The organism is Ancylobacter sp. FA202 (assembly GCF_000380205.1).
In the GTDB taxonomy this organism is placed as follows: Bacteria; Pseudomonadota; Alphaproteobacteria; order Rhizobiales; family Xanthobacteraceae; genus Ancylobacter.
This window is the reverse complement of the sequence record NZ_KB904818.1, coordinates 4,464,647-4,490,226: the sequence shown is the minus strand read 5'-3', so window position 1 is coordinate 4,490,226 and position 25,580 is coordinate 4,464,647. Positions and strand designations below refer to the sequence as shown.

Below are 25,580 nucleotides of genomic sequence, written 5' to 3'. Positions count from 1 at the left end.
GGGCTATTCCGGGCTCGGGAACCAGTCGGGCGAAAGGCTCACCACCGATGCGGCGATCTCGTCATTCGTCAGCAGGGCGTCATAGGCGTCTTGCGAGAGGCCGATTTGCGCCTCTTCCGGCGTGCCGACGATCATCAGCGCGGCCCGCCCGTCCGGATGCTCGATGCACGGCCAGAGCAGATAGGTCTCGGCCGCCTCATAACCGCAATCGAGCCACGCCTGCGCGTTGCGCGCCTGCGCTTCCGGCACGGTGTCGAAGATCAGATATCTCACGGCATCACCTGTGCGAGGGCCGCGTCAAGAGCGGCAATGTCGAGGGAGGATTGCGCGAGCACGACGGTGGACACGCCCCCGCTGAAGAAGTTGGCCGTCAGAGATCCCGGCCTGCCGATAGCCACACCCGCCGCCGACGCGATGTCGGCACTTGGTCCGGGCGTGCCGATCATCGCCGCGCTTGTCGTGGCGCCGTCGACCGAAATATCGGCGGTTCCCGCGGTGTACAGTTGCCGGGCGATGAGCCGGCGCCAGCCCGCAGCGATTGCCCTGCTGGCGACTGTCGTGGTGTCGGCATTGGCGCGCCGCGCCAACGAGCGCGCGACACCGGTAGCGAAACCGAGCGCGGCACGCTGATTTACCGTTTCATTGGAGCTTCCGAGCAGGAAGGGCGATGCTGCCGCATTGGTCACAGACGCGACAGACGCCATGGTAAGGGCGGCGACGGCCCGCGAGAAACCGGTGCTGTTGTCAACCACCAGGAACGTGCTGCTGCCGTTATAGATATTCACGGGCCGCCCGTTCGGCCCGACGTCCAGCACCCCGGCATTGACGATGCGAGGCTGTGCGCTGCCGGTGGCCTGCGTCGCATCGCGCGATGCGCCCCTCTGGCCGTACCAGGTCTGGATATAGGCGCTGCCGGCTCCGGCCCACTGCGCGACGCTCACCCCGAGAGGGTCCACCAGCCAGGGCGCGCTCGATATGGCGTAAAACGCCTTCGTCGCGTTGTCCGATGACCGCCGCGCGAGGATGACCGGCAGGACCCACGTCGTGAGAAGCCGCGAGGTCGAGTAGATATCAAAGGTTGACGCGGCGAGGGCATCGAGCACGCCGACAAAGGCACTGGCGAGGGTGCGAAAGGTGAGCGGCCCGTAATTGCTGCCGGCATAACGCACCCGGACGGCGTGCACGCCGGCAATAAGGCCGGCCCCGTCGATGACGAACATGCCGTCCGTCGCGACGGCGCTGCGCACCACGCCGTCGATCTCGACATCAACGGTCGCGCCCGACGTCGCCTCGCCCATGATGAGCGTGTCGAAGACGTGGATGGTCGGAATCGGCCCCAGCATTTCGACAGGGAAGACGAGCAGCGAGAGATTGACCGTGAGCCATCCGCCGCCCGGTGTCGTTTCCTCCGGCAGCCCGCCGGTGATCTGCACAAGGCGGATCACATAGGTCGAGCCGTCGAGGCAAACCGGCATCAGGAAGCGGTGCGTGCCCTCTCCGATACTGGCGATGAAGGCGAGAAAGGCCGCCGCCTCGGCAGGGTTAAGCTGTCGCCCCCAGCGCATGGTGGCAAGACGATCCCCCGGCCGGCGACGTAGGCGCACATTGCCGCCCTCCATCTGCGTCTCGGCCGCATCGCGTACCGGCTTGACGCCCCACATGTCCCGCTCGGGGCGGAAGGGTACGCCCGAAGGCCACTCGGCATAGCTCATCGGCTGCGCCCCTTCATGGGATTCAGGCCATAGCTCCCCTCGAAGGCCGCGCTGAGAGACCCCCGCCGTTGCGAGACATTGGTGGCCAATTTCCCCTCTATCTGTTCGACGATCATTTCGATGTCGAAGGAGTCATCGCCGCGCTGCGTCGCCGCGCCGGCCGAGACGGCCACGCCGGGCGCCTCGTTGCGGACATGAACATTGACGGTGATCCCGCCCCCCGAGCCGCCGCTGCCCTTGGCGGACTGCCCCGTCGCATGGCGCAGCGCGTCCATCATTCCGACGCCGCCGCCATCGGCGTAGCCGCGCAGCCCCCGGTGCAGGGCATCGAGGCTCCCCACGCCAGCGGCACGAGTGGCTTCCGACGAGAAGACGTACTCGCCCCGGTGCACGGTGCCGGCCGGCTGGTACTTGCCACCCGACCCCGTATAGCCGCCCTTGTCATAGAGCGGGCCAAGACCGCCGCCGCCGGCATGGCTGCCGACCCCGGCGCCGGCGCCGCCCGTGAACGCCGACACGATGCTACCGAGGAAATTGCTGCCGCCCGTGCCCGGGCCGAACAGGCTGGCCGCGAGGTTCTGCATGGCCATGTCGAGGATGACGTCAAGCGCGCGTTTGGCGGCGTTCTCCAGCGCCGTCATGGCATCGGCGCCGTCGAGGATGTCACGGGCGAACCCCGACAGCGCCTGGCCGGCAATATCCCGCGTCGTGCTCAGTGTCGCGTTCAAGCGCAGCGCCGCGGCATCGGCGGAATCGAGGTCGACCGCGAGCCCGGACGAGCGCAGTGTGGCTGCGATCTGCTGATCGACCGGCCCCCGGCCGAGTTGGTCGCGCTCGAACTGGATGTCCGCCATCAGCTGGGCGCGGGCGGTCAGCTCGACCTTGCGCCCAAGCTCGGCATTCTGCGCCTTGAGCAGTTCCAGCTGCCGCTGGTCGACCTCAGTGCCGTTGTCGATCGCCTCGCGCTTGAGATCCCAGTACGCCGCATAATTGGCGCGCAGCGTGGCGACCTCGCCGGCGGTCTTGCCGATGAGCTCAATCTCGAGCCCCTGCGCGGCGATGCCTTCCTGCGCGCTCAGCAGCCGCTGGCGGCCGGCCAGGGTGAGTTGCACCGACGCCTGAAGCATTTCCTGCTGCGCGGCGGCATTCGCCTTGGCGGCGGCCGTGGAACCGTCGGCGCCTTCGGTCTCTGCCCGGTACCTTGCCAGCGCCGCCGATGCCGCCGCGCGCTGCGCCGGGGTGACGGCCGTCAGCAGCGCATTCTGCAGTTCCTGCTCGCGGCGGACGATCTCGGCCTGCGGGATGAGAGCCCCGTAGGCATCGGTCATCTGGCCGATCTGATTGGTGACACCCTCCAACGCGCGCTGTTGAGCGTCGGCATCGCCCACCCCGGCCTGCAAGGCGCGCTGGAGATCGGCCTGCTGTGTCCGGAGCCGGCTCAGCTCATCGTAGCGCCCGTCCCATCCGCGCAGGGCATCGCCGCCCGCCGTGGAAATCTTGTTCCTTTGCGCTTCATTGTTGCCCTGCGCCGACCAGCGGCGCTGCTGCTCCATCGCATCTTCGACGACGGCGATGTCGGCCAGAATCTGCTTCCGCTTCCAGTCCGTCAGAAAACCGGCGTCAGGTAGCTGGTTGAGACTCTCCTGAAGCTGGGCAAGGCCACGCTGGCTTACCGACAGTTCCAGGCTGTCATTGATGGTGCGACCGACATTGGCGAAGGCGTCGGAGATCGACCCGCTCAGGGTTTTCCATGCCCGGCCGAGCGCGGTAAGCCGCTGTTCGGCATTCGGCAGGGTGGCGTTGAGGCGGTCGAGCAGCAGCGCCTGCGCCTCGGTGGTGCGGTTCGCGGCATCGAGCGACTTCACATATTGCAGCGTCGTGTCGTCGAGGAAATTGAGCTTCTTGTTGAGAGCCTCCGCACCCTTTCCCGGCTCGGCGAAGGCCTCGGCCAGTTCCTGCCCCGCCTGCCGGACATCGCCCGTCGTGATGCTGGCATAGGCTTCGGCGGCGGCGATCAGGTCGACATAGAACCCGGTCGCGATCTGGCCCGTGCTGGTGAGCGAGGCCGCGATATCACGGGCCGCCCCTTGCGTGACGCCGCTGGCCTGCGAGGCGGCGGCGGCAATCGCCATGAGTTCTTGCGCCGTCGCGCCGGTGGCGCGCCCCCGCCCTTGCAGCGCCGCCTGGAGTTCCTTTTCAGCGGTGATCCATGTGCCATAGGCCGCCGCAGCCGTAACACCGACGGCGGTGAGCGCGGTCACCGCGATGCCCACCGGCGTCACCAGGCCGGCGAGCGATCCGCCGAGCGCTTTCACGCCGCCGGTGAGCCCGCCCTGCTGATTGGCCAGCACCTGGTACACCTGCCCGGCCTGCGTCGCGAGGATCTGCAACGGCGGCGCGCCAGAGGCGAGCATGGTGAGCATGTCGTTGACCTGGTAGCCCAGGTTGGTGAGGTCATGCGATGCCAGCCGCAGCCGCCCGCCCGCTTCTTGCACCCCTCGGATGGCCACCACCTGCTCGGCGAAGGCGGTCTTGGTCCGGGCGACCGCGTCGGCGCGCTGGGCCTCGCTCAGCACACCGAGCTTGGCCGCCGCGTTGATCTCCTGAAGGGTCTCAAGGTAGCGCCGCTGCACCGCCGCGAGGGGCACGTAGCGCTCGCGCAGCCGCTGGATTTCCTCGCCGACCGCCGCGATGTCGGCAGCCCTGCCGGCCGACCCGAAATCGTCGCGGACGCCAAGGTTCTGGTTGATGGCGGATTGAGCCGTCGCGGCGCGGGCGCGCGCCAGTTCCTGTTCGGCATCCTTCGCCGCGACCAGCTTGGCGATATAGCGGTCATATTCCTGCGCGAACGCGGCGATATCGGCCGCGCGCGCGTCGGTGCCGAAATCGTCGCGGACCCCGAGCAGGGCGTTATAGCGCTGCTGGACGGCCGCCGCTTCGGCCGTGGCCTTGGTCTCCTGCTGCAGGCGGCGTGTCATCTCCGCCTGCGCCTGCGCGACGACGCCATGGCGGGCGTGCATCAGGTCGAGCGTGCGGGTGTAATCCTCGGCGGAGAGGCGGCCCGCCTGCCGGGCACGATCCAGACGCTGGTGCTCACGCGCCAGCGTCTGCAGGGTGCGGAATTCCTCATCATATTTGCGCCGCACCGTGTCGGCCGCCTTGCCGGCATCCAGCTGGCGCTTCGTCACCGTGTCGGTAACGGTCGCCATCGTCGCGCCGGTCTGGGCAACATTCCCCTGTGCGGCCGCGACGGCATTGAGGTCGGCCGCCGACTTGTCGGCGCCACGGCTCTCATACTGCGTGACGACGCGACGGATCTGCTCGACGGTAACGGCCATCGGGTGCCTCGCTTCAGGATGTCAGGGTGAGGGAGCACGCGCCGCAGCAGCCTCATTGAGGGCTGCGGTCAGGGCGGCGAGCAGGTCGTGGAAGCGATCGAACTCATCCGCGCCCCGGACGCCGTAGCGTTCGGCATAGCGGTCGATCGACGAGAACGGGATCGCCGCGTGAGGTCCGGAGGGTCGGTCGGACAAGAGCGACCAGAACGCACGCCACTCGAATTCGAGATGGGGATGCACCGCCGGCCGCTCGGCCAGGGCTCGGGGAACCTCGCCAGATTCTTCGGCGAGGTCCGTCAACCAGGTGATTTGCCCGCCCCACGCGATGAGCCAGCGCAGGGCGTCGGTCAGTTTTTTGCGTCGGCCTCGAAGGAAGCCACACCGCGCTTGGCCACCTCGCTGGCGGCATAGGTCGCCGCACCGCGCAGATAGATCCCGATATCGGGATCGAGCAGCAGGGCCTTGCTACACGGCTCATCGAGGCTCCAGCCGGTGACGACCGTCGTGGCGAGGATTTCCGCGAAGATGTCATCCGACACCTCCACCGGCAGATTCTCCCGCTGCTCGACAGTCAGGGCGCTGACGAGAGCGCTGCGCAGACGCGAAGCATCGGGGTTGCTCAGGGTGCGGGCCCGGATCGAGATGGAGACGCCAAGCTCGTCGAGCCGGATGTCCTTCACCCACACGCCGGCATCGGCCTTGGCCTTGGCGGCACGAATGTCCTGCAGGTTGATCACGTTCGACGGCTCAGGCGTCACGGGTTTTCTCCTTGGTGGCCTTGTCCTCGCGCGCGTGCCCCTTGCCGACGATCAGCTTGGCGAAGTCGAGGGGCACGTCGTCGGGAACGGCGAGGGTCTGGCCGGCGACGAAGTCGCGCCGACGCTCTTCGGGGTAGCCCGCGAAGGGCTCCACGACGGTGATGGATTTCATGGGAAGGGCCCTGATGGAGGGAAGGGTCAGGCGACGGCGCGCGTGATCTTCACCGAGCAGGCCTCGGTGGCATCGAAGACGGCACGGAACGGGATGGAAACCATCACGTCGTCATTGTTGCCGCCGATCTGCTTGGCGCCGTCGAGGAAGATGATCTTCGGGCAGGAGATCGTATACTTCTTGTTCGCATCCTTGCCGATGGTGGCGCTCAAAGCGCCGCCGCCATGGTCGAGCACCGCCTGATAAAGCGCCTGGCTCTCGAAATAGGCCTCCAGCGTGCCCGTGGCGTCGAAGCGACCGGCGCCGAACTCCTCACTGTAGAGCGCGCCGACAACGGGACGCGCCCGCAGATTGTTGTTGAACTCGAAATTGACGCTGCGCAGCTTCGGCACCGGGTTGAGGCCTGCGACCGCCAGCGAGGCGACATGCGCCGACGAGGTGAGGATCGGCTCCGTGGTCGCCGGCGTGTACGTCGCCCCGACCACGATGGCGGAGGCCAGCGTTTCCTTCTGGCCCATCAGGCCAAGCGAGCCCGTCACCTTGGCGCGCGCTGCGATAGCGAGCGAGAACGTGTTGACCGCGCAGCCGGTGAAGCGGCTGAAACTGTCGGTGACGCCCAGCTCGAGCGTCTCCTCGACGGTGAAGTATTTCGGCGTGATGCCGTTCTTCAGCACGTTCGTGGTCCAGGCGCCGCGAAGCGCCGATTCCAGCATCTCGTCGAAGGTGCTGTAGGAGAACTCGAACGGATAGGCGCCACTGACGTCGAGGCCGAGCAGCCCCTCATCCGGCACGTTCCGGTCGGCGCGCAACTCGTCGCTGGTCTGGGTCGTCTTGTTCGTCCGGACGCCGCCGCCGGTCGTGCGGAATACCTTGAAGGTCGGGGTGGCAGGCGTGGTGCCGAACGCCGCCTCGGCGACATAGGCGATCCGCGCCTCGCTGGAATTCGCGAAGGGCATGGCAGGGCTCCGATGTGAGAGAGGATCAGCCGAGGAAGTCGGCGTCGTAAAGGATCGCGCTGCTCATCGACCAGTAATTGCCGTTGTCGTTGCGATCATCGAGGACAGGCGGCGAGGCCTGATAGGTACGCACCGGACCGAAGTCCTTCTGGCGGAAATGATGCCGCAGTTCGTCGAGCCATTCGGCTCCGGTGATGGTCCCGACGCCGCGCTCGATATGCAGCACGAGCCGGATCACCCCATCTTCGCGCTGCACGTTCGCGCCCGGCGCGCCGATGCTGACCGTCGTCTCGTTCGCGACGGGGTACTGCACCTCGAGATAGGGCGAGGCATCGGCCGGCGTCTCGAACGTATCGTTGGGATAGACGATCATTGTCCGGGACCAAAAGGCGTCGAGCCGGGCCTTCACTGACTTCATGACCTCGGCTGATGCCATGGCGCTACCCTAACGTGATGACGATGGCGGGCTGTCTTGTCTCGCGCTCGATCGTCCTCGCGGCCGATCGGCTCGCGGTCGAGGTGAAGCGTCCGCGCTTGTTTCGTCCGACTGGCGCGCCAGCAGGAATGTAAGGGACAAGGCCGCCGCCCTGAAACGAGCGGAATGAGAAGCGGATGCGAGCCAAGTTGCCAAACCGGGCCTTCGCCATGGCCGCGACGGCCTCGTAAACACCTTCCGGAGCCTGACGGGACAGCCCGCGTTCGATCTTCCGCGCATAGGGCACGGTTGAGAGGAACACATATTCCTCTGCCGGCGGCAGCGCCGCACCGGGCGAGACCTCGACGCCATCGGCGAAGAAGGCATGGCTGTCCTGATAGGCGCCCGTGAGCACCGGCGAGTGCCGAACCAGCATGTCGCCGATCCAGGCGAACAGGTCATTGAGCAGATCGAACTCGAAGACGATGACGCCGTCGGGCTTCACACTCTCCAGCGAGGCGCCCCGCCGACCATCTACAAAGGTCTCATGCGGCGGCACGACGCCGATGGCGCGACGGTTGATCTCCTGCGCATCAGCCAGGGCAGACCGAGCGTAACCCGCGAGCCGCCGGCCGCGTTCAGCCGGCGGCTCGCCGTCGCGTATTGCCAGCACGATGCTGCGGTCGAGCGGCTCGATCCGCGTCGACACCCGAGCCATCAGCCCCGCACCTGTATTTCGATGCGCACGACCTCGCCGGCCGCGCGGATAAGATCGACCGCCATGGCCGCGCAGACCCGCCCGCCGATGATGGCCTTGTCGCCAACCCTCGGATGCCAGTCAGGCGGCAGGCTGGTCGGCGAAAGCACCAGGCGCCGGTCACCTTGCACGACGCCGCCGCCAATCTCATCGGCGAGATAGCCCCGGACGACCGCGCGCGCGGCGATGTCGTCGGATGCGCGGCGCAGGACGATGGCCTCGCCATAATAGGCAACGGCACGGTCGAGAACGGCAATGAGCGTGGCCGGGTTCATCAGAGGTAAATCCGATAAGGGCGAAGCAGGCGCTCGATCGTATCCTGCATCAGCTTCTCCGCCTGCATCGACACCGCCCATTCCTTTTCCGCGATACCTTCGGCGCTTTCGCGCTTCAGGAAGATGTCCTCCCGGGCGAGCGAGCGCAGGGACTGCACGGAAAGGGCGACGGCATGCTTGGCCGGCAACAACTCCGGGCTGTCATCGGCATAGCCGGCGATGAAGCGGATCTTCACGGCGTCCGGCGCGCAGGAGGTGGCCGGCCAGGACAAGCCCGCCGCCGGTCGAACGCCGCAATAGATGCCGACCAGCGAGGCGCGGTAGTTCTCCGGAGGAAGGGTTTGCACCACGCCCGCGCGGTCCTCATAGGTGATCGAGACGATGCTGGTGATCGGCGGATAGGGCAACGGGATCACCCCGCGCTCGTCGATCACGCAAAACCCATCGGTCACGCTTTCCAGCGTCTGCCTGCCGAAAGCGCGACCGACCCAGCTGTCGGGCGGCTCGATCATCTGCTGCGCGGTTCGGATGAGAAGGTCGAGATGACCGGCGTCGACCCCGTCAAGCCCAGGCACCAGCCCGCGCAGCGTAGCCGCATCGAGGATAGCCTCCGGCGGGACGACGACAATCACCGACATCGTCACTCGCCTGCCAACGCTAGTTCGATGGCGGCGACGATGTCGGCCTTTTTGGTGATGTCGGCCGCGATCTCGATGCCATTCGCTTCGGCGTGCTTGCGCAGCTCGGCCACGGTCATGGTGTCGAGGCCCGGCCCGGCCGTTTCGGCCGCCACAGCAGCCGCGATCTCTTCCGGCGTGCTGCGCGACACATAGCCTCGCGGCGGATAGTTCGCCGCCTTGTACCCCGCCGCAACGAACTCGCCGACGGTCGGGCCGTCCTGCCGAAGGGCAGACAGATCCAGCTCGACTCCGGCGAGACACCCCGCCTTCATGAGGCGGTCAATCTGGTCCTGGTCGAGCGGCGGGTCGATCTCGGCGCCGGGCAGGTAGCGCCTGCCATTCCGCTTGTCGACAAATTCAGCGATGACTTTGAGCACGTGGACCTCCTGAGAAAAGCGAGAGAAAGGGTGTCGAGCATGGCTCGACACCCCGCGTTGCGGGATCAGACGGGCGGGTTGGGCGTCGGCGCGTAGCGGGCGCCGAACAGCAGGGCGACGGCGTCGACAAAGATATTGCCCGCATCATTGCCCGCCGGGGTGATGGTGAGGCGCACATACGGCTTCGGGCCGACATAGCCGATCTTGCGCACCTTGTTGTCGTCGTCGGCGGCGGTGAAGCCGGCCAGAGCCTCGGTGCCGCTCAGCTGCGCATGGGGGACGGCGGCGGCGTCCGACAGGTTCGCCTGGTCGCCATGCTCGACCTGCACCGCAAAGGTGGCGTTGGTGTCGGTGTTCGCGCCGATGTTGATGGCGAAGACGAGACCCTGATAGCCAAGAACACTGATGATCTGGCTGACGATGGCGGTGTTGTCGGTGCGTGCGGCCTGCGGGCTGATCGCCCGCGCGACATGCATGCGGCTCAGATAGTCCTGCATCTGCGGACCCTTTCAGTCATGAGGGAGGGGAGACAGGGCGGCCCGGCACCCGGCCGGGTCGCGAGCCGGCATCACGCCGGGACGTCGAGGCCGACGAAGGGCGAGACCTGGTAGCCGTTCTCTTCCTTGATCGGCGCGGTGAGCCAGGGCGCACCGTCGACGTTCCAGAAGATCTTGATCACCGTCTTGTTCGAGGTGAACTTGACGTGCTCGGAGGTCGCCACGAACGGGCCGGAACCATCCTTGATCAGGTAATAGGACCAGTCGGCGAGGAAGATGTCGCCCTTGCCGCCGAGGCTCGGAGCCCGGTTATTCCAGCGCACAGGATAGCCGAGCAGCGTGCCGGCGAACCCGTCGCGGGCGCTGGCCTGCCAGATGAAGTTGTTGTTGTCGTCCTTCAGCAGCGCAATCTGCGTCAGGGCCGACTGTGGCATCGACCACACCGGAGAGGTGCCGCCGCGCATCAGGAGACGCGCCACCATGCCCACCAGATCGCGGTAGGAGACCTGGTTGGCTACCGCCCGGTTGACGAAGAAGGCAGCACCGGAATTCAGTGCGCCGAGCGGCTGGGTGACGCCGTTGCCGCGCAGAAACGCATAATCCTCGGCAGCGGTGACCGCGCCGCGCAGCAGACCTTCGATGAAGGTGCTGGAGGCGCGCCAATTGCGCAGCAGCTTGTCGGTGATCGTGGTGATGCCGGCCACCTCGTGCGGCGTGAGGGTGACCTCGCGCAGCTTCGCGTCGGTTTCGGGCTTTTCGTCACCCTCGGCGATCCACTTCACCTCGACGCCGCCATACATATTGCCGGGGTTGGCGCCGGTCTGGTCGAGAGCGGGGAAGGTCACGCCGGCGTCCGGCGGGTCGCCCGCCTCGATCACCTGCGCGCGGGGGCGCACCAGCGCATCCTGCGCGGGGACCGACAGGAGGGTCGCGCGCAGCTGGGGCGGCACCATGAAGCCGCCCTGCGCGTTGCTGTCCATGCGCATCTCGGCGGACAGATTGTCAGCATTGGCGCCGGCACTCTCGACGAAGTTCAGGCGCTGGTCGTTAGGGGTGAAACGAACGGCATGCATGAACTGGCCGAAGTTCTCGAACTCACGGGAAGCTTCCGGACCAGCCGGGCGGATGATGCCATTGCCACGGGCGGCGGCGGGGCGAACCTGCGTGAGGTTTGCCTCTTCCTGCTCCAGGCGCTCGGCGCGCTCGATCTGCGGCTTGAGCTTTTCAAGGTCCGCCTCGAGCGCATCGTAGGCCGTCGCCTCCTCCGCCGTCAGATCCCGGCCATTGTCGTTCTCGGCGCTGGTGAGGATCGCGCGCATATCCGCGACCAGCTTGGTGCGCTTTTCGCGCAGTGCCTTCAGCATGAATGTTCTCCATATGCTGACGCCGGGCGTGAAAAAGCCCACGCGACGCCCCGGCGCGCGTGTGGGTCGAAACCGCCGGTCGGCGGAACTCGAAAGGGGATCGGCTAGAAGGCGCTGAGCGCCAGGGCCCGCTTTTCGCGCTGCAACGGCCGCCGAGAGGGGGCCGGCGCCGCAGTAGCGCCGAAGCGGTTCAGGGTTTCTTCAAGCGTGGCGATGGAATCGGCCATCCTCTCGCCGATCGCCGCTTCGGCGGTGACCGTGCGGCCCATCCCGAAGCCCTCGCGAACGGCCGCGAGGGACACGTTCCGGTTCGAGGCGACCCGGCGCACGAAGACATCGTAATAGTGGTCGACGCGGCTCTGACGATGCGCGACCGCCTCTTCGCTCATCGCCGCGAACGGCGATCCCTCGGCCTTGTACTTGCCGGCCGAAATGATCGTCTTGCGCACCCCAGCCATTTCCAGCGCGGCGCTCACATCCTCATAGATGCCGAGAACGCCGATGGAGCCAACCTCGGCGGACGGGCTCAACACCATTTCGTCGGCGGCCGTGGCGATCCAGTAGCCGGCACTCGCCGCAGTCGCATTGACATGAGCAACTATCGGCTTGGTGCCGCGCGCAGCGAAGATTTTCGCCGAAAGCTCGTCTGCTCCCGACACCACCCCACCAGGCGTATCGACGTCGAGCACGATGGCCTTCACGCCGCCGTCGGCCACGGCCATATCGAACGCGCGGCCGAAACCTTCCGAACTCGTGCCGCCCGAAATGTCGTTCATCAGGCTCATGCGGTTCGCGATCACACCGCGCAGCGGCAGGACGGCGACGGTGCCATCGCGTCGCGCTACGTCCCGCTGCACCTGCTTGGTAAGGCGCGCCTCCAATTCGGAGGCGGACAGTTTGTCGCCGGCCGCCTGCAACGCGAGAAAGGCGACGATCTGCTCGATCTTCTCTGGCTGGATCGCCCAGCACTCACTGGCCACCGCCATCAGGATATTGGCGTATTTCATTCGATCACCTGCTCGGGTTCAGTCGTTGCCTCCGGCGCCGGATCCACATCAGGCGCTTCGGGCACAGGCGGCGCGTTCACGGGCGAAGGTTCAACAGGATTGAGCGCATCCGGCGCGTCAGGGGGTGCCTGCACAGGCGGCGGTGCAGGCGATGTGCGCACGGTCGGCGGTTCAGGCGGATTGAGCGCATTCTCCAGCGATTGCAGGTTCGCCGATACGAAACGCGCATCGCCGCCGGGGCCGGCGGGCTCCATATCTTCGAGCTCGCATATTTGGTCCGGTGAGATGGCCGCGACCTCGAAAAGAGCCTTGTAGAAAGCAGCGCGCGCGGCCATGTCGCCACGAAGCAGCGCGTTCATGTTGAACTTGACGTAGTAGCCGCGCTCGCGCTCCTCTTCGGTGAAGAGCTTCCAGTTGAGCTCCTGCTCCCAGGCAGCAACCCACGGCTCGATGGTCTGGCGCACGAATCCGATCATCAGCTGCTCGATGCCGGCGCCCCACGAGGGCACGCCATCATGGCTCTGCAGCAGGATGAGCGGCACATCATACATGCGCGCGATCTCGCCTATCTGCGCCACGCGCGTGCCGAGGAACTGCGCATCCTCCGGCGGGATCGTCGTCTGAACAAACTTCATGCCCTCTTCGAGCACCTTGACCCGGTGCGCGTTGTCGAGCCCGCCCTGCACATCGACCCGGGAAGCCGGGTTGGCGGGATCTACGCGCCTCTCGCCGTTAGGTCCCCTCAAATTCTGATGCGCATTCGGCGACAGCTTGCCCGGATGCAGCAGAAAGCCGCCGCTCTTGGCGTCATTGGCGAAGAACTTCCCGCCAAAAGTCTCCAGCGCTTTGGCGAGGCCCAACGCCTCGCGCGCCATGGCAATGGGCGAGAGGCCGACATAGCCGTCCTGACTGATGTCCATGATGTGCAGGACGTCACCCTGGTCGATCCGGAATTGCTGACCGCCAATGGTGGTTCGATAGAACAGGCGGTCGTCTTCGCGCTGCGGCGAAGTCGCCCATGGCAGGAGCGGCCAGAAGCCGACACCCTGCCCTTTATTGTTGCGCTCGATCTCGATGTAGCCGTTACCCCAGAGCAGAGCGTGGGCTTGGACTGTCTTGCGTACCGTGCGCGACGACATGAAGTCGTTCGGGCGCAGACCGATGCGCAGAGACATCGGATGATCCGTCGCCTCTTCCACGCCGCCGCCCTGCTTCGCCCGCATGATCTTCATGGGGAATCGGGCGATGGGATTCGTGATGCGGTTCACGCAGGCATAGACCACCGGCAATTGCAGCGCGGTGCTTTCTACCACAGTGACACCGGCCGCCGTCTTCCCGCCACCGACGGCCCGGATCAACCAGTTATCGGGAGCGCTGACCGGCTGAGACTGGCCAAACGCCGCCGCCACCAGGTTGCCGAAGTACCCCATAGTCAAACCTCGATCTCAAGGATGCCGTGCGCCTCATAGACCGAAGGTCCTTCGACCTCCTGCGTCATCGCCAGGCCAATCGCCATCACACCGGCAGCGATGCCGTCGATCTTCTCGCGGCTCTTCTTCTTGGCCACGCAGTAATTCAGGTTTTCATCGAAGCGAACGACCGCATTACCGGCCATCCACTTGAGCACCGGGTGTCCGCCGTGATTGAGTGCACCCGACATAACTAGTCGCTCAAAATGCTTGGTTGGCTCGGCAAGCGTCGGGATGCCTTGGCGCATCTCACGGAACAGATCCGCATCGGCGCCCTCTTCCTGCAGATCGGTCAGCAGCTTCGTCGAATTCCACGGGTCGTATCCGATGGCCTCGACGCCAAATTCCTCGATACCCTTAAGGATCGACCGCTTGAGGTAGTTCTGATCGACGACATTCCCGGGCGTCGGCGTCAGAGCGCCTGCGGCGGCCCACTGGTCATAAGGCACACTGTCGTTTCTCACCCGGGCGGCGAGCGTGTCCTCCGGCACCCAGAATTCGCAGAGCACCTGCCATTCCAAGTGATCGTCATCGGGCGGGAAAACCCAGATGAGTGCGGTCACATCCTTTGTCGACGAAACGTCGAAGGCGGCGAAGCACCTCCGCCCCCGGAATGCGGAACGGTCGGAGTTCCAAGTCTTCCAGGCATTGGCATTCTTGGCGCACCGCGCCCACACCTTCGGGTCGATCCATCGAACGACAGCGTCGATCCATTGGTTCAGGTGATAGCACTTGAAGTGAGCCTCGGCCCGCGGGTTGTTCTTCGCTGCCGCCGCCTCACGGCGAAGGAAGTCAATCGTTGGCGAAAGGCCCAGCGACGGGTTGGCCCGCCGCCATACCGCCTCGTCCGCCCAATCATCGTCCTTACCGGCGGCGAACAGCACCACCAGCGTGGACGGATCGTCGATCCGACCGTCGAGAATGGCGAGGCTCTTCTCCCAAAGCCCGTAACCGACTTCGTTGGACCTGACGCCGGCCGTGGACGCATAGAGCTCGATCGGCTGGAGCCGGGCGCCCGTCCCTTGGCGAAGCGTATCGGCAAGCTCGGTGCTGATCCATTCGTGCATTTCGTCGCCGGCAATGACCGTCGGCGAGCGCCCGTGCTTTCCCTCCGGCTTCCCGGACAGCAACTCGAAGGTCGAGCGGATCTGCGGAATCCAGATGCTCTTCTTGAACGGAGTGACGCGCCCAGCCAACGGCGGCGAGAGCGCAATCATCGCCTTCATCTTGTCGAAGACGACTTTCCCCTGCTTCTCATCGCGGGCGAAGGCATACCCCTGCCCGCCGATGGTGCCGTCAAGCACGAAGAACAGCAGCGCGAGCGCCGATAGGAATTCGCTCTTGCCGTTCTTCCGGGGTAGCTAAATTTTATGCAGATATTTCCATCGCTTATAGCTGCTTGTCGCGCTCATGTCGCACTTACGACACCAGATCAGCGCCGAGCTTGTCCATCACGCCAGCAACCAAGTCCGGATTTTCGAACAGATGGCCGTACCGGTCAAAGGTCATCTGGATGCTGGAATGCCCCATGATCGTCTGCACCCGCTTCGGCGGCAGGCCGCTTTCAATGAGCAGGCTCGCGCACACATGCCGGAGGGCATGGAAGCTATATTCACCCGTGAACTGTTGAGTGCGCCCTCTGCCGCCATTTGCCGCTCGATATTGCAGGCGGTGCCATGATTCCAGAATGGACGGGCCGTCGATCATTTGGCCGCCGCGCGTAGTAAAGAGCAAGTCTTCGCCGCGCCCGCCGCTCCTCAGGCGCCACTCCTTGAGAACACCCATCAAAACGCGAGCGATAGGCACGTCGCGGATGCCGGCGCGCGATTTCGGTTCATCCACGTTGCCGAGGTTGTCCGCCGAGCGCCGAACCTTGATTATCTGCCGCTCGAAATCAATATCGCACCAGCGCAAAGGTCGTATCTCGCCCTTCCGCAGGCCAGCGTAGAGTGCAATCATCACCATGGGCTTGAGGTAGGGCGCCACACCACCCCAATGCTTCCGCTCGAACTCAGCAAGGAATGCTGCAATCTGGATCTTCTGCGGGATTTCACGAGGAGCCGCCTTCCGGCCAGGAAGGCGGAACGTGTGATCCCTGAGCACGTTGCGCCCCACCTTCGCGCGAACGAACGCAAACTGTACTGCCAGCCGCAAGCACCCGACAACATGGCCAAGACTGGCTCGAGAGAGCGGGCGATCCTCTCGATAGGCGAGATCGTCAATCCACGCTTGTATCAAGGAGGGATTAAGGTCCGTGAGCTTTTTGTTCCCGATAGTTGGGCGGATATGGTTTTCCACCCATGAAGTCATGCTGCGCAACGTATGCATGCGCAGATGATCCTTGGCTCGCACCCGCTTATCGTTATTCTCCATCCACATATCGAGGGCCTGAGAAACAGTTATGGAATCTCGGCGCGCCACATGCGTTCCATTATTAACGTCGATATGCACTTTAGACCGAAAGTCGTCTGCATCCTTTTTCTTTTGAAACGTCTCGGTCTTTCTCTTCCCGAACGCGTCGGCATATGACACCTGCCAAGCCGTCTTAATCTCGCCGGTCTTCGGATTCGTCCAGCTGCGCTTGCGAACGCTCGCCATGGCCTTGCTCTCCTGTTCTGTGGGGGAAGGCCGGCCGCACCTCCCGGGCACGGCCGGCGAGCGCGTTAGCGCAGACGCGCTTGAATTATCTCAAGGTTTTCCTTGGCTTCATTGAGATCTTTCATAGTGTCTATGCAGAGTATAGAGAAGGAATTACCCGTCTCATTATCGTGCGTGTGACAGAGATAGCCCGCCATCATTGACAATGCACCGAGGCGCATCCTTGCATTCTCTAGATCATCCAAGGCGCGCGCCGCGATAACAGCGCCACACCTTTCCATCGCGTCATTCATGGGCTTCACCTCCGAACGGGATGAAGACGCCCTGCACCCGACCGATCAGTTTCGCGGCGATGTGGTCTCGCGTCATCGGGCCTTCGGCCCATACAGGCCCGTAGAGACCATGCCGCGCGAACCATCCCTCGATCTCCCCTTCTGGCGTCCGCACCTGCCGAGCGACGGTGCCGCACAGACGATAGGTGACGCCAGAGAAGTCGTCGGAGGCGCCGTAGGCGATCAGGAAGAGTTCGCCGCGCTGGGGCTCTCGGTCGCTGAGGTAGATCACCGCGAACTCGCCGCGATCTAGGTGAGGATAGAACCGATCGTCCGTGATCGGGAACGTCAGGTGTCCGCTGGGAATCTCGGTGAACGAAGGAAGGGCCCTCAGGCCGGGCTGGGGCGCGCTCGGCACCGATGGAGTGGGATGGATATACATGGGTGTTCTCGCGGTTTGAACCGGATTTCTAGGTCCGGGGTTTGCGCCACGATGGGGCAAACCTCACCAGCGTCAGGCTGGCACCGGGAAGCTAGAAACACCGCCGCGAGACGATGCGCCACGACCTTTCCCCCAAAGGGGTATTGTATAGCCGTGGCCTTCCCGGCATAGTGAGCCGGTCACGCCCACGGCTGGGCGCGTCAAACTTTCGGTGTCCTCGGCCGGCAAGCCGATTTCACCTATCGCGGCTGAAGCGCAAACCCCGGCAAGGGTCCGCTTCGGGTGTTTCTAGGCACCGCGCACAACTTCACCCTATTCGCCATTTTGTGCAAGCGAGCCCCGCAAGGGGAGCGCGCGCCTAGACGGGCGCCGCAGCGTCCACCAGGTCGCGCACGCTCTCGCCGGCACGGCCCTTGCCAACCTCGCCGGCCGCCCACAGGATCGCCGCCCGCAGCGCCACCAGGTCCGGCGCATTCACCAGCCGTGCGGCCATCTCCGGCGAATAGGCGATCACCTCGCCCTCGTCGCCGGTCAGGTTTTCCCAGCCGAGCAGGATGCCCCCGAGGATCGTCGCGCCCGTCACGGCCGACGCCTGCGCCTCCGTGAGCCCATCGGATGGCGTCGGTACTTCCGACCCCATCCCGGCCAGAGCCTCCTTCTGCGCGGCGCGTGCGTGGGTGCTGGTGATGCCCCGCACCTTGAGCCGAAGGTCGCCGAAGCCGGGAATATCATCCACCCAGCCGCCACCCTCGATGCGGGCGGCGTGGGTGCGTATGGTAGAAAGGTTCATTGGCGGCTCCTTTCGATATCGTTGTGCCGAGGTCGGAATTCCGACCCCGGACGCGAAAGCGCCCCCGCGACGATCTCGCGAGGGCGCGGGGTTTGCGTAGTGAGCACATCCTTGCCGGTCAGGTGAGAAACTTGGGTGCCGGCGCCGCCAGGGCGCGCGCTGCGACGGCCTCGGCCGTGTCGCCGATGGCGTCAGGCCAAACGAGGATATTCTGGCGCTTCACGCCATCGTCGGTGATCGTGACGAACTCGCCCGCCCCTCCCGAAATGCACCTTCCGTCATGGAGAGCGTGGGCGCGTCGCCGGGCGTTCAGCACCCGGCGGGCGAACTCCACCGGCTTCAGGATCGCGATGTTCTTGAGTATCTCCGCATCCGTGAACGGGCGGATGGCGCCACCGATGGCGCACGGCCCGATGCAAACCCCGGCATCGGCGATGTGGAGGGCCGGGCGGCCGGGCGCCTCCATCGTGTCGATGATCGCTCCAGCCCATTCCCGCCGGCTCTCCGACCAGCCGGCGAACAGCACCTGAATATGGGCATTTTCGCCGAGCCGCGCGGCCCCAAAGGGCAGCCAAAGCCGCAGGATGTCCGGGAGCGCAATTACAACGGAATCGAAGTCCGCATGAGGTGGCAGCCACTCGGAGATAAACCGCGCACCATCCCCGGACCCCATGGCCATCCATCCGAAGAGGTGGCCGTTGGGCGTGTGTATCTTCGACGCGAAGCGGGACAAACGCCCGGCTTCATCGGCGATGGCGGTATCGGCGAAGAGGATCACGCCGCCCCGATGCACAACCTGATTGATGATCGTCATGATCAAACCTCCACAGCGATCATCAGGGCGGCTTGCGGCGCCACTGGCAGGGGCGAACGCGCCGTCTGCGCCCGGTCAAAGGCGATGTCGTCCATCAGCTGCTTGCGGGCATATTCCGCCGTCAGGCCGGCGATGGCCTCGGCGTTGCCACGGATCTCATCGGCCTCGGAGGAAAGCAGGCTGATGCCCCGCGAGCGCATATCCTGCTCGGCCTGAAGCCGGGCGACGAGCTTGCCCCGCTCCGCCTCGTTGGTGCCGATCAGCCGGGCTTCCAGCTCCAGCGCCTCGATCTGCGCCCGCTGGTCCTGCAAGAGGTCCGCCGCGCCCTGTCCCCGCCGCAGCTTGTTGCCGTCCGCGCCGTACTGGCTGCCGATGGCGGCAAGGCTGCGCTGGTGCGCTTCGTTGGCAAGGTCGTAATCGGCCTGCGCCGCGTTCGCTTCCTTCAGCAAGGCGATCTGCCTGCCGTAGGCGTCATTCTCGCGAGCGATTGCCGCCTCGCGGGGCGACAAGCCGGCAACGATCGAGGACCGGGTGTAAGCCTCGAGCGAGGTCTTAGCCTTGTTCTGCGCGTCGGTCAGTCCGGTGACGGCATCGCGGGCGCGCTGCGCATTCGCCTCAAGCTGCGCGGCGCGGGCGGCTATGGCGCCCTCGGAACCGCCGAGGGCGGCGCTCTTTGCCAGAGCGTTGGCCAGGTTGCCGTCAATGGCGGCGAGCGAGGAAATCACCTTCTGCTGCGCCGCCAGGGCGGGCACCAGGTCGGTGATGGCCTTCACGCTGTCGGCATAGGTGCGCAGGGACGGCACGCCGTCGCTCGCCGCCCCGGAGAGGGCTTGGAGCGCCGCAGCGGCGCCGGGGAGCGCGCGGGCCGTCTTGCTGGCCTCGTCGGTCAACGTCAGGAGTTCGTCCGCCAACTGGCGCATCCGGCCATTGCCGGGGTTCGCTGCGGCAAGGGCGTTCACCGCCTCGCGAAACTCGGTGATCTTCGGCGTACCGGCCGCGATGGACGTCGTCAGGTCGTCGATCTGCTGTTTGAAGGGTGCGAAGCGTGCGTCCGCGCTGAAAAGCGGCTGATCGAAGCCGTTGGCGATCTGGCCATAGGCTTCGGGGCGCTGCGCCTGCACGCTGGTGCCGAGTTGACTGAGCAGCGCCTGAGACTGGTTTGCCAGCTGCTCCCGCAGCGCGGCGGCGCTCTGCTCGGCCGCGCGGCGAAGGATGGCTGTCGATTCCTCGGCGTAGTCACGGGCGGCCGCCGTGGCATCGCCGTAGCGGTCGCCGATCCGGCCAATGATATCCTCGTGCGCCTTGAACACGTCCTCGGTGGACTTGGCCCCATCGCCAACCGTCGAGAAGAACCACGTAGCCGCCGCCCCGGCGCTGGCGAGGCCCAGAACGGCGAGATTGAGCGGGTTGGTGACGAAGGCCATCAGGCCGGCGCCGAGGGCGCTCACGGCCCCCTTGAGGCCCCGCTCGCCAAGCTGGCCGGCAAGCTGCCCGCCCTGCTGGATGATCGGCAGGAACAACCCGCCGCCGCCGGCGATCTGCGTGCCCAGATCCATGAACTGCGCGCCCATGAGACCGACCTCATGAGTGGCAAGTTTGGTGTTGTCGTTCACCCCCTTGATCTGGTCGGAGACGCCGCCATAGCGGGTGTGCGCCATGGCGAGCAACTGGTTCTGCCGCTCCACTGTTATGAGGCCGTCCGCCCGCGCGGCGGCCAGGTCGCGCGTTGCCTTCTCCAGCTGCTTGCTGGCGGTATAGCCAGCGTCGAGCGTCCGGTTCCAGCGCTCCAACGAGCGGCCAATGCTCGCCGTGGAACGCTCCAGCCGCTCGCCCGCCGCAACGACGGCATCATCCGCTCTGGCCAGCCCGTCCAGCTTATCCTTGGCCTGATCGACGCCGTTGACGGTCGCCTTGATATCGATCTCTCGAACTTCCCGAAGCGCTACCATGAGCGATCTCCTGCGATGACGATGGCGGGAACGCGGGCGGCACGCTCACGAGCGCGGGCACGGGAGCGCCCCGAGGAAACGGGCGGATGCAGGCCGAATTCCTGCGGCGTCCGAAATGTGAACTTGACGGAAGCGACGTCGCGAAACCGGGCATTGGCAAGGGCCGCGACAGCCTCATAGATGCCAGCCGGCTCATAGTGCTTCTCCAGCCGGCGCGCGTAGGGTGCGACCGACAGGAACACGTACTCGTCGGCCGGGGGCACATTCCCGCCAGGCTCGATCTCCCGTCCGCCGGCATAGAACCTGTGCGAGCGCTGATACTCGCCGGTCACGAAGGGCGAGTGCTGCACCAGCATGTCGCCAATCCACTCGAACACCCGGCCGAGCCCGCCATCAAAGCGGAAGATGATCCGGCCCGGCAGGTTGACGGCTTCGAGCGGCGCGCCGGTACGGCCATCCACGATCTGCTCATAGGTCGGTTCGCGCCCGGTGGCCTGCCGGTTGGCTTGCACGCCATCAGCGAGCCGCTGCCGCGCGAAGTCCGCCACCATCCGCTTCTGCGTGGCTGGCGCCAGGTCTCGCGCCACGATGGCCTCAACGATGGATCGCATGGAGCGGGACACGCATACCCCCGATGTTGAAAGGTGCAGCTGCGGGAACCTTGAGCCCATAATGCTAGTGGGCGCCGAGCAGGTTCCCTTCCCGTTGTTCGCCGAGCTGCGGCGGCGTCATGGAGAAGGCGCCCGAAGGGGAAGGCGGCGACCTAAGCCGCCGCCCCCTAATCAGCCGGAAACCGACATCTTCAGGAACTTGATCGCCCGCGTATCCTGCGGCGAGCCGCCGACGCGCTTGGTGGCGTAGAACTTCACGAAACCCTTCTTGGTGAAGGGATCGCGCAGGATGCGGACGTCAACGCGGTCCACGATCACATAGCCACGGGCGAAGTCGCCGAAGGCGATGGGACAGGCGCCGCTCGCCACGTCGGGCATATTCTCGTCGGCGACGACGGGATAGCCGAGCAGCAGCGGAGGCACACCCTGAGCAATGCTCGGAATCCAGATCGGGCGATCCTCGCCGTCGCGCAGCTTCGCAACGTCCGCGATGGTGGTCGAATTCATCAGCCAGGACGCGCCGGAGCGGTAGCCCGCCTTCAGGGTGTACACGATGTTGATCAGGGCATCGCAGCTAAGCTGGTCCACGCTGCCGGCGGCAACGTGCTGATAGAATTCGATAGAGCGATCATCATCGGCGAGGGCGCTGGTCGGCTTGGAGAGGAATCCGAGGGGCTTTTCCACGCCATTGCCGGTAACGAACGCCACGCCCTCCATTTCCGCGAAGGTGGTTGTGATCTCGCTTTCCAGCCAGCCGGCGACATCAATCATGGCGTCATCGAGCAGCTTCTGCGTCGTGATCGGCATGGCGTAGAGCTCATTCGCCGGCACGGAAAGCATCCCCAAATCGGGGCCTTCGGTGTCGTTCCGGTCATCCTTCTCGCCAACCCAGCCCGCGGCGGTGCCGCCCTTGCTGATCGGCTGCTTGTAAGCCGACGAAGTGGAGGTGACGATGCGGGCCAGGCGACGGATCGGACTGACGTTGCGCTGCAGGGTGAGGATTTGGCGGCTGACCTCGTCGGGCACAAGGAAGCCGCCGGACGGGTCGTCATCCGTGGAAAGAACACCGGCCGCCTTGTTGTCGACACGCAGGGTCGCCTCATCACCAGTGCGCATGTATCCGACCAGGGCAGCGCGGTGCCGCTTAACACGCGCCGGATCGCCATGGTCGTCAGCCTGATTGGGGCTTGCCGGGCCGATGCCACGGCCGACAGCAGGCCGCACGGCGGTGCCCAGCCGCTCCACATCGTGACGAAGGGAGGCGTTCTCAGCGCGCAGCGTCGCCATGGAGGCATTCACCGCCTCATTGTGCTGCTCGAAGGCTTCGGTGAGCTCATCAACGGTCGGGGCGGCATCACCGGCCGCCGCCGTCCGAAGGATCGCCGAGGGTGCCGGGCCAGCCGCAGCGGTATTGAGGGCATTTTTCAGGGACATGGAAAGCCTCCTAGGGCTTGATCGCCGCTGTCGCGGCACGGACGCGGGCCAGCAGGTCGCTTGCACGAGCCGGATCGCCGTCCAGATTGAGGGGGTTGCCTTCACGGAGTGTCGACCAGCCGCCAGCTGCCAACTTCACCGAAACACTCTTGGAGAAGCCCGCCGTATGCAGAAGGCGGGCGAACTGACGCTCGCTGGAGACGGAGGCGACATCAAGGATGCGCGCCCGCTCGTTCGCGGGGATGGTGCAGACTGAGATTTCCCTCAGATCCACCCGCAAGTAGTCGATCCCGCCATCGGCATGGCGGCGAATGTCGGTCGGAAACCGCACACTCCAACCAATAGACAGGCCGTTGAAGTCGCCCGCCTTGAGGTGGGCCATGATATCCCGGCCACGGGTGGTGGCCATGTTCACCTCGCCGACGACATGGAGGCCCCGGTTATCCTCTTCCATGTGCACCCACTTGCCGATGGGCATCCGGCTGTCGTGAGCCCAGAGCATGGATGGCATCGTTCCGGCCTTCTTATGGGCCAGGAGTGTACCGGCGAAGGCGCCGGCCTCGATGATCCGCCCCATGCAATCTGGCGGGCCGCCAAACATGCTGCCGTAGCCCTCAATGCGCCCGGAAGCAGATCCAGCCTTGGCAAGATGCAGCGACAGGGGGAAGCCAGTAAGCGACGTAACGGGATTTGCCGACATAAGACACCTCGAGCGGAAGCAAAGCGAAAGTGCCGGGAGAACCGGCATTTGGCCTTGACCGGGCATCCCGCCCGCGCCGAGGTGCTTGGATCTAGCTCCCGGCATCCCGCCGGGCGCTGTATTGATCAGCAGCACGACGACGATAAGCAGAGCGCGCCGGCCTTGGCAAGGGGGTCACTGCGTCGGCGCTGTGGATTTCCCGAACATTTCCTCGATGCCGGCGGCCGGGTCGCTGCGCAGGCGCTGGGCAAGGTTATCGAGCATCACGGCCGCGCCCTCGGCGCCGTAGATCGTGAACCAGAGGCTCACTCCGGCGACCGTGAGATGGGTCGCCACCAGGTCCGGCGGCGCGCCCTGTTCGACCACCTCCGATGCGATCCGGATGAAGGGATTTTCCAGTGCCATATCTATCTCAACCATGACCTAACCCGTTGACCAAAAAAAATAATTCCGCCAATTTCGCGACGATGCACGCGCTCTTGAACAAGTGGTCCGCCCCTTAAAGCCCTAGACTTTTGACCCCCCCCCTACCTGTCGCGCGAGCGCATCCGGGGGTCGATGCTCGATGCATCAAGGCTGCGCATCGCCTCCTCAGTCCTGAGCCTCACGCGCTCCCGCTCTTCGGGCGTGCGCTGCTGGCGAGAGGATCGCCTCTCCTCCATCTCGCGCATCATCCGCTGCTCGCGCATCCGGCGGCTGTACTCGGTCACACGCTCGTCCTTGACTTGGTCGCACACCCGCCGCAGCTCCGGCGGAGACGGGTGGAAGCCATGCCCCAGGGCGCCGGAGATAATCCGCTGCGTCGCGATGCGCAGATCGTCCGCAGCCACCACCACGCGCCCGCCCCGCTCATCCTTGAGGGCGAGCGTGAAGACGGCTTCCTCGATGCGAACGTCGGTCAAAGCCCGCCGAGGCAGAGCCCCCAACATGGCCAGCGCCTCGAGCAGATCCTTGAGGGCCGCCATGCGGGGCGGGTCCGAAACGAGGTCATTCATCGGCATCACCATTCCGAAGGTCAGCCAGGCGCCGCAGCGCGTGCTCGCCAAGAGACACGCGGCGCTCTCGGTCATGCTGCGGCGATGCCGCAGGCCATGAGACATCGAAGCCCCGCCATCCGCGCAGCATCATCAGATCGGCGGCCGCGTTCGGGTCGGGTGCCTCAGCCAGCTTGCCGGCCAACAGGCGGGCCGCGTGAGGCGTCAGGGGGCAGCGGATGCGCTGGCGATGTTCGATCACCGCCTTGGCCCGCTCGGCGTCCAATACGGCCGCCAGCGCGGCCAAGGGGGTGTGCCCTGCGCACGTCCCTTTCTTCCTCGAAGGCCCCTTCTGCTCCGCTGGCGCCGTCAGCGAAGCGCCGGTTGCGCTACTGTCGTTAGACAGTGGTCGTTCTAAAAAGAGGTCGTTATCTTCCGAAGGAAGAAGGGGTGTCTGGCTGGTCACCCTATGAGGGGCCGGCTGGTCACCCTCCCCGGCACCCTCGAAGCCGTCTTCGTCATCGACGGCGTTGTCATCCTGCGGCGCTCGATCAGGGATATGCACACGGTAATGGTTCGCCATCTGCGTGCCCCGTTCAGAGAAACGCGGGCGGACCGAAACGTACCCTTCGGCCTCAAGCTGCCGCAGCGAGCGAGCGATAGAGCGCGGCGCGGCGCTCAAGCGCTTAGCCAATGTATCGCGGCGAATAATGCACCAGCCGTTATTATTGGTATGAGAGCCTATTACACAGAGAACTCTCAAGGCAAAATCGGTCAAAGCTGTGTCGTAGACAGCTTCACCGGGAATAATACTGTAGCGCGGGCTCATTTATTACCACCCGCCTCCGGCCCGCCCAAGGTGGGCGCCTTGGCCTTGGCCTCCTGCTCAGCAAGCCATGCGGAAAGAGAGGCGCGCCGAGAGCACACCTTCTTGCCGATCTTGAACGTCGGTATCTGCCCTCTGGCGTGCAGGTGATAGACCTGCGCCGTCGTCATGTTGAGGCACTTCGAAATCGCCTCAACGCCGTAGAGCAGATCGGTAGCATCGGAGCTATCGACCATGTTGCTGGCCCCTTCATTGTTGCGCCCATGTCGCGCCAAGATGCGGCTAGCACCGGCTAGGACGGGCTAAGCCCTTGAAAACGCTGTTGCCGTGAATGCAACAAAAAACCCGCCTCGGAAGGCTTCCGAAGCGGGTTAAGGTATTGTCATTGTTCAA

General features: G+C 65.3%; 31 protein-coding genes and 1 pseudogene. 1 reads left to right on the top strand and 31 read right to left on the bottom strand.

What is annotated here, in order from left to right:
• Nucleotides 1-3: 3 nt before the first annotated feature.
• The 3 genes from A3M1_RS0120820 to A3M1_RS0120810 are packed head-to-tail and all read right to left on the bottom strand — an operon-like array spanning nt 4 to nt 4,690.
• Nucleotides 4-273 (bottom strand): hypothetical protein, encoded by a 270-nt coding sequence (locus A3M1_RS0120820; protein ID WP_018390927.1) that lies wholly within the window; start codon nt 271-273, stop codon nt 4-6.
• Nucleotides 270-1,712 (bottom strand): hypothetical protein, encoded by a 1,443-nt coding sequence (locus tag A3M1_RS0120815; RefSeq protein WP_018390926.1) that lies wholly within the window; start codon nt 1,710-1,712, stop codon nt 270-272. The genes A3M1_RS0120820 and A3M1_RS0120815 overlap by 4 nt, the downstream gene beginning before the upstream one ends.
• Complete coding sequence (locus tag A3M1_RS0120810) at nt 1,709-4,690, bottom strand: phage tail length tape measure family protein (protein WP_245261795.1); 2,982 nt, start codon at nt 4,688-4,690, stop codon at nt 1,709-1,711. The genes A3M1_RS0120815 and A3M1_RS0120810 overlap by 4 nt, the downstream gene beginning before the upstream one ends.
• 27 nt (nt 4,691-4,717) lie before the next feature.
• Between A3M1_RS0120810 and A3M1_RS26965 the strand changes: the two genes are divergently transcribed.
• Complete coding sequence (locus tag A3M1_RS26965; RefSeq protein WP_245261794.1) at nt 4,718-5,080, top strand: hypothetical protein; 363 nt, start codon at nt 4,718-4,720, stop codon at nt 5,078-5,080.
• Here A3M1_RS26965 and A3M1_RS0120805 read toward each other — a convergent pair.
• From A3M1_RS0120805 to A3M1_RS0120675, 28 genes and pseudogenes are all read right to left on the bottom strand, one after another.
• Nucleotides 5,072-5,350, bottom strand: coding sequence for a hypothetical protein (locus A3M1_RS0120805; protein ID WP_018390924.1), 279 nt, complete (start codon nt 5,348-5,350; stop codon nt 5,072-5,074). The two genes, A3M1_RS26965 and A3M1_RS0120805, sit on opposite strands and share 9 nt — an antisense overlap.
• A 47-nt stretch (nt 5,351-5,397) precedes the next feature.
• Nucleotides 5,398-5,808: a hypothetical protein gene (locus A3M1_RS0120800; protein ID WP_018390923.1), complete on the bottom strand. Its 411-nt coding sequence runs from the start codon at nt 5,806-5,808 to the stop codon at nt 5,398-5,400.
• Nucleotides 5,798-5,980, bottom strand: a complete 183-nt coding sequence (locus A3M1_RS0120795; RefSeq protein WP_018390922.1) for a hypothetical protein — start codon at nt 5,978-5,980, stop codon at nt 5,798-5,800. The genes A3M1_RS0120800 and A3M1_RS0120795 overlap by 11 nt, the downstream gene beginning before the upstream one ends.
• Before the next feature lie 26 nt (nt 5,981-6,006).
• Nucleotides 6,007-6,936, bottom strand: coding sequence for a phage tail tube protein (locus tag A3M1_RS0120790; RefSeq protein WP_018390921.1), 930 nt, complete (start codon nt 6,934-6,936; stop codon nt 6,007-6,009).
• Between the two features lie 25 nt (nt 6,937-6,961).
• Nucleotides 6,962-7,372 carry a phage tail terminator-like protein gene (locus A3M1_RS0120785; protein ID WP_245261792.1) on the bottom strand — a complete coding sequence of 137 codons (411 nt, stop codon included), beginning with the start codon at nt 7,370-7,372 and terminating at the stop codon, nt 6,962-6,964.
• 4 nt (nt 7,373-7,376) lie between these two features.
• Complete coding sequence (locus A3M1_RS0120780) at nt 7,377-8,069, bottom strand: hypothetical protein (RefSeq protein ID WP_018390919.1); 693 nt, start codon at nt 8,067-8,069, stop codon at nt 7,377-7,379.
• Nucleotides 8,069-8,383 (bottom strand): hypothetical protein, encoded by a 315-nt coding sequence (locus A3M1_RS0120775; RefSeq protein ID WP_018390918.1) that lies wholly within the window; start codon nt 8,381-8,383, stop codon nt 8,069-8,071. Before A3M1_RS0120775 ends, A3M1_RS0120780 begins: the two co-directional genes overlap by 1 nt.
• Nucleotides 8,383-9,021: a hypothetical protein gene (locus A3M1_RS0120770; protein ID WP_018390917.1), complete on the bottom strand. Its 639-nt coding sequence runs from the start codon at nt 9,019-9,021 to the stop codon at nt 8,383-8,385. Before A3M1_RS0120770 ends, A3M1_RS0120775 begins: the two co-directional genes overlap by 1 nt.
• 2 nt (nt 9,022-9,023) lie before the next feature.
• Nucleotides 9,024-9,440 (bottom strand): Rho termination factor N-terminal domain-containing protein, encoded by a 417-nt coding sequence (locus tag A3M1_RS0120765; protein ID WP_018390916.1) that lies wholly within the window; start codon nt 9,438-9,440, stop codon nt 9,024-9,026.
• Between the two features lie 65 nt (nt 9,441-9,505).
• On the bottom strand, nt 9,506-9,937 hold the full coding sequence (locus tag A3M1_RS0120760; protein ID WP_018390915.1) for a hypothetical protein: 432 nt from the start codon (nt 9,935-9,937) through the stop codon (nt 9,506-9,508).
• Nucleotides 9,938-10,008: 71 nt separating this feature from the next.
• A complete protein-coding gene (locus A3M1_RS0120755) occupies nt 10,009-11,301 on the bottom strand; it encodes a phage major capsid protein (RefSeq protein ID WP_018390914.1) in 1,293 nt (430 codons plus the stop codon).
• 104 nt (nt 11,302-11,405) lie between these two features.
• Nucleotides 11,406-12,308 (bottom strand): S49 family peptidase, encoded by a 903-nt coding sequence (locus A3M1_RS0120750; protein ID WP_018390913.1) that lies wholly within the window; start codon nt 12,306-12,308, stop codon nt 11,406-11,408.
• Nucleotides 12,305-13,738 carry a phage portal protein gene (locus A3M1_RS0120745; RefSeq protein ID WP_018390912.1) on the bottom strand — a complete coding sequence of 478 codons (1,434 nt, stop codon included), beginning with the start codon at nt 13,736-13,738 and terminating at the stop codon, nt 12,305-12,307. Before A3M1_RS0120745 ends, A3M1_RS0120750 begins: the two co-directional genes overlap by 4 nt.
• A gap of 2 nt (nt 13,739-13,740) precedes the next feature.
• Complete coding sequence (locus A3M1_RS0120740; RefSeq protein ID WP_371258789.1) at nt 13,741-14,685, bottom strand: terminase TerL endonuclease subunit; 945 nt, start codon at nt 14,683-14,685, stop codon at nt 13,741-13,743.
• A 60-nt stretch (nt 14,686-14,745) separates the two neighbouring features.
• Nucleotides 14,746-15,120: pseudogene (locus A3M1_RS27230) on the bottom strand (terminase large subunit domain-containing protein); the annotation flags it as partial.
• Between the two features lie 76 nt (nt 15,121-15,196).
• Nucleotides 15,197-16,375 carry a site-specific integrase gene (locus A3M1_RS0120735; protein ID WP_018390910.1) on the bottom strand — a complete coding sequence of 393 codons (1,179 nt, stop codon included), beginning with the start codon at nt 16,373-16,375 and terminating at the stop codon, nt 15,197-15,199.
• Nucleotides 16,376-16,440: 65 nt separating this feature from the next.
• Nucleotides 16,441-16,668 (bottom strand): hypothetical protein, encoded by a 228-nt coding sequence (locus A3M1_RS0120730; RefSeq protein ID WP_018390909.1) that lies wholly within the window; start codon nt 16,666-16,668, stop codon nt 16,441-16,443.
• Nucleotides 16,661-17,089, bottom strand: a complete 429-nt coding sequence (locus tag A3M1_RS0120725; protein WP_018390908.1) for a hypothetical protein — start codon at nt 17,087-17,089, stop codon at nt 16,661-16,663. The genes A3M1_RS0120730 and A3M1_RS0120725 overlap by 8 nt, the downstream gene beginning before the upstream one ends.
• Before the next feature lie 358 nt (nt 17,090-17,447).
• The gene (locus A3M1_RS0120720) at nt 17,448-17,879 is read right to left on the bottom strand and encodes a hypothetical protein (protein ID WP_018390907.1); all 432 of its coding nucleotides are present in this window, start codon (nt 17,877-17,879) and stop codon (nt 17,448-17,450) included.
• Nucleotides 17,880-17,997: 118 nt separating this feature from the next.
• On the bottom strand, nt 17,998-18,693 hold the full coding sequence (locus A3M1_RS0120715) for a hypothetical protein (protein WP_018390906.1): 696 nt from the start codon (nt 18,691-18,693) through the stop codon (nt 17,998-18,000).
• A 2-nt stretch (nt 18,694-18,695) separates the two neighbouring features.
• Nucleotides 18,696-20,642, bottom strand: coding sequence for a phage tail length tape measure family protein (locus A3M1_RS0120710; RefSeq protein WP_020561372.1), 1,947 nt, complete (start codon nt 20,640-20,642; stop codon nt 18,696-18,698).
• On the bottom strand, nt 20,636-21,253 hold the full coding sequence (locus A3M1_RS0120705; RefSeq protein WP_026221430.1) for a hypothetical protein: 618 nt from the start codon (nt 21,251-21,253) through the stop codon (nt 20,636-20,638). The genes A3M1_RS0120710 and A3M1_RS0120705 overlap by 7 nt, the downstream gene beginning before the upstream one ends.
• 171 nt (nt 21,254-21,424) lie before the next feature.
• A complete protein-coding gene (locus tag A3M1_RS0120700) occupies nt 21,425-22,687 on the bottom strand; it encodes a phage major capsid protein (protein ID WP_018390904.1) in 1,263 nt (420 codons plus the stop codon).
• 10 nt (nt 22,688-22,697) lie between these two features.
• A complete protein-coding gene (locus A3M1_RS0120695) occupies nt 22,698-23,387 on the bottom strand; it encodes an HK97 family phage prohead protease (protein ID WP_038196831.1) in 690 nt (229 codons plus the stop codon).
• A gap of 174 nt (nt 23,388-23,561) precedes the next feature.
• Nucleotides 23,562-23,792 (bottom strand): hypothetical protein, encoded by a 231-nt coding sequence (locus A3M1_RS0120690; protein ID WP_018390902.1) that lies wholly within the window; start codon nt 23,790-23,792, stop codon nt 23,562-23,564.
• 122 nt (nt 23,793-23,914) lie between these two features.
• The gene (locus tag A3M1_RS0120685; protein ID WP_245261790.1) at nt 23,915-24,382 is read right to left on the bottom strand and encodes a hypothetical protein; all 468 of its coding nucleotides are present in this window, start codon (nt 24,380-24,382) and stop codon (nt 23,915-23,917) included.
• Nucleotides 24,375-25,190: a helix-turn-helix domain-containing protein gene (locus A3M1_RS26070; protein ID WP_081620326.1), complete on the bottom strand. Its 816-nt coding sequence runs from the start codon at nt 25,188-25,190 to the stop codon at nt 24,375-24,377. Before A3M1_RS26070 ends, A3M1_RS0120685 begins: the two co-directional genes overlap by 8 nt.
• The gene (locus A3M1_RS0120675; RefSeq protein WP_018390899.1) at nt 25,187-25,423 is read right to left on the bottom strand and encodes a helix-turn-helix domain-containing protein; all 237 of its coding nucleotides are present in this window, start codon (nt 25,421-25,423) and stop codon (nt 25,187-25,189) included. Before A3M1_RS0120675 ends, A3M1_RS26070 begins: the two co-directional genes overlap by 4 nt.
• Nucleotides 25,424-25,580: the final 157 nt, after the last annotated feature.

Excerpts from the sequence above, each read along its gene's own strand:
- A3M1_RS0120815 (WP_018390926.1), bottom strand. The coding sequence starts at position 1,712 with ATGAGCTATGCCGAGTGGCCTTCGGGCGTACCCTTCCGCCCCGAGCGG.
- A3M1_RS0120810 (WP_245261795.1), bottom strand. The coding sequence starts at position 4,690 with ATGACACGCCGCCTGCAGCAGGAGACCAAGGCCACGGCCGAAGCGGCG.
- A3M1_RS26965 (WP_245261794.1), top strand. The coding sequence starts at position 4,718 with ATGGCGGGCGTGCATCAGGTCGAGCGTGCGGGTGTAATCCTCGGCGGA.
- A3M1_RS0120795 (WP_018390922.1), bottom strand. The coding sequence starts at position 5,980 with ATGAAATCCATCACCGTCGTGGAGCCCTTCGCGGGCTACCCCGAAGAG.
- A3M1_RS0120790 (WP_018390921.1), bottom strand. The coding sequence starts at position 6,936 with ATGCCCTTCGCGAATTCCAGCGAGGCGCGGATCGCCTATGTCGCCGAG.
- A3M1_RS0120785 (WP_245261792.1), bottom strand. The coding sequence starts at position 7,372 with ATGGCATCAGCCGAGGTCATGAAGTCAGTGAAGGCCCGGCTCGACGCC.
- A3M1_RS0120780 (WP_018390919.1), bottom strand. The coding sequence starts at position 8,069 with ATGGCTCGGGTGTCGACGCGGATCGAGCCGCTCGACCGCAGCATCGTG.
- A3M1_RS0120775 (WP_018390918.1), bottom strand. The coding sequence starts at position 8,383 with ATGAACCCGGCCACGCTCATTGCCGTTCTCGACCGTGCCGTTGCCTAT.
- A3M1_RS0120770 (WP_018390917.1), bottom strand. The coding sequence starts at position 9,021 with ATGTCGGTGATTGTCGTCGTCCCGCCGGAGGCTATCCTCGATGCGGCT.
- A3M1_RS0120760 (WP_018390915.1), bottom strand. The coding sequence starts at position 9,937 with ATGCAGGACTATCTGAGCCGCATGCATGTCGCGCGGGCGATCAGCCCG.
- A3M1_RS0120755 (WP_018390914.1), bottom strand. The coding sequence starts at position 11,301 with ATGCTGAAGGCACTGCGCGAAAAGCGCACCAAGCTGGTCGCGGATATG.
- A3M1_RS0120750 (WP_018390913.1), bottom strand. The coding sequence starts at position 12,308 with ATGAAATACGCCAATATCCTGATGGCGGTGGCCAGTGAGTGCTGGGCG.
- A3M1_RS0120745 (WP_018390912.1), bottom strand. The coding sequence starts at position 13,738 with ATGGGGTACTTCGGCAACCTGGTGGCGGCGGCGTTTGGCCAGTCTCAG.
- A3M1_RS0120735 (WP_018390910.1), bottom strand. The coding sequence starts at position 16,375 with ATGGCGAGCGTTCGCAAGCGCAGCTGGACGAATCCGAAGACCGGCGAG.
- A3M1_RS0120730 (WP_018390909.1), bottom strand. The coding sequence starts at position 16,668 with ATGAATGACGCGATGGAAAGGTGTGGCGCTGTTATCGCGGCGCGCGCC.
- A3M1_RS0120725 (WP_018390908.1), bottom strand. The coding sequence starts at position 17,089 with ATGTATATCCATCCCACTCCATCGGTGCCGAGCGCGCCCCAGCCCGGC.
- A3M1_RS0120720 (WP_018390907.1), bottom strand. The coding sequence starts at position 17,879 with ATGAACCTTTCTACCATACGCACCCACGCCGCCCGCATCGAGGGTGGC.
- A3M1_RS0120715 (WP_018390906.1), bottom strand. The coding sequence starts at position 18,693 with ATGACGATCATCAATCAGGTTGTGCATCGGGGCGGCGTGATCCTCTTC.
- A3M1_RS0120710 (WP_020561372.1), bottom strand. The coding sequence starts at position 20,642 with ATGGTAGCGCTTCGGGAAGTTCGAGAGATCGATATCAAGGCGACCGTC.
- A3M1_RS0120705 (WP_026221430.1), bottom strand. The coding sequence starts at position 21,253 with ATGCGATCCATCGTTGAGGCCATCGTGGCGCGAGACCTGGCGCCAGCC.
- A3M1_RS0120700 (WP_018390904.1), bottom strand. The coding sequence starts at position 22,687 with ATGTCCCTGAAAAATGCCCTCAATACCGCTGCGGCTGGCCCGGCACCC.
- A3M1_RS0120695 (WP_038196831.1), bottom strand. The coding sequence starts at position 23,387 with ATGTCGGCAAATCCCGTTACGTCGCTTACTGGCTTCCCCCTGTCGCTG.
- A3M1_RS0120690 (WP_018390902.1), bottom strand. The coding sequence starts at position 23,792 with ATGGCACTGGAAAATCCCTTCATCCGGATCGCATCGGAGGTGGTCGAA.
- A3M1_RS0120685 (WP_245261790.1), bottom strand. The coding sequence starts at position 24,382 with ATGAATGACCTCGTTTCGGACCCGCCCCGCATGGCGGCCCTCAAGGAT.
- A3M1_RS26070 (WP_081620326.1), bottom strand. The coding sequence starts at position 25,190 with ATGAGCCCGCGCTACAGTATTATTCCCGGTGAAGCTGTCTACGACACA.
- A3M1_RS0120675 (WP_018390899.1), bottom strand. The coding sequence starts at position 25,423 with ATGGTCGATAGCTCCGATGCTACCGATCTGCTCTACGGCGTTGAGGCG.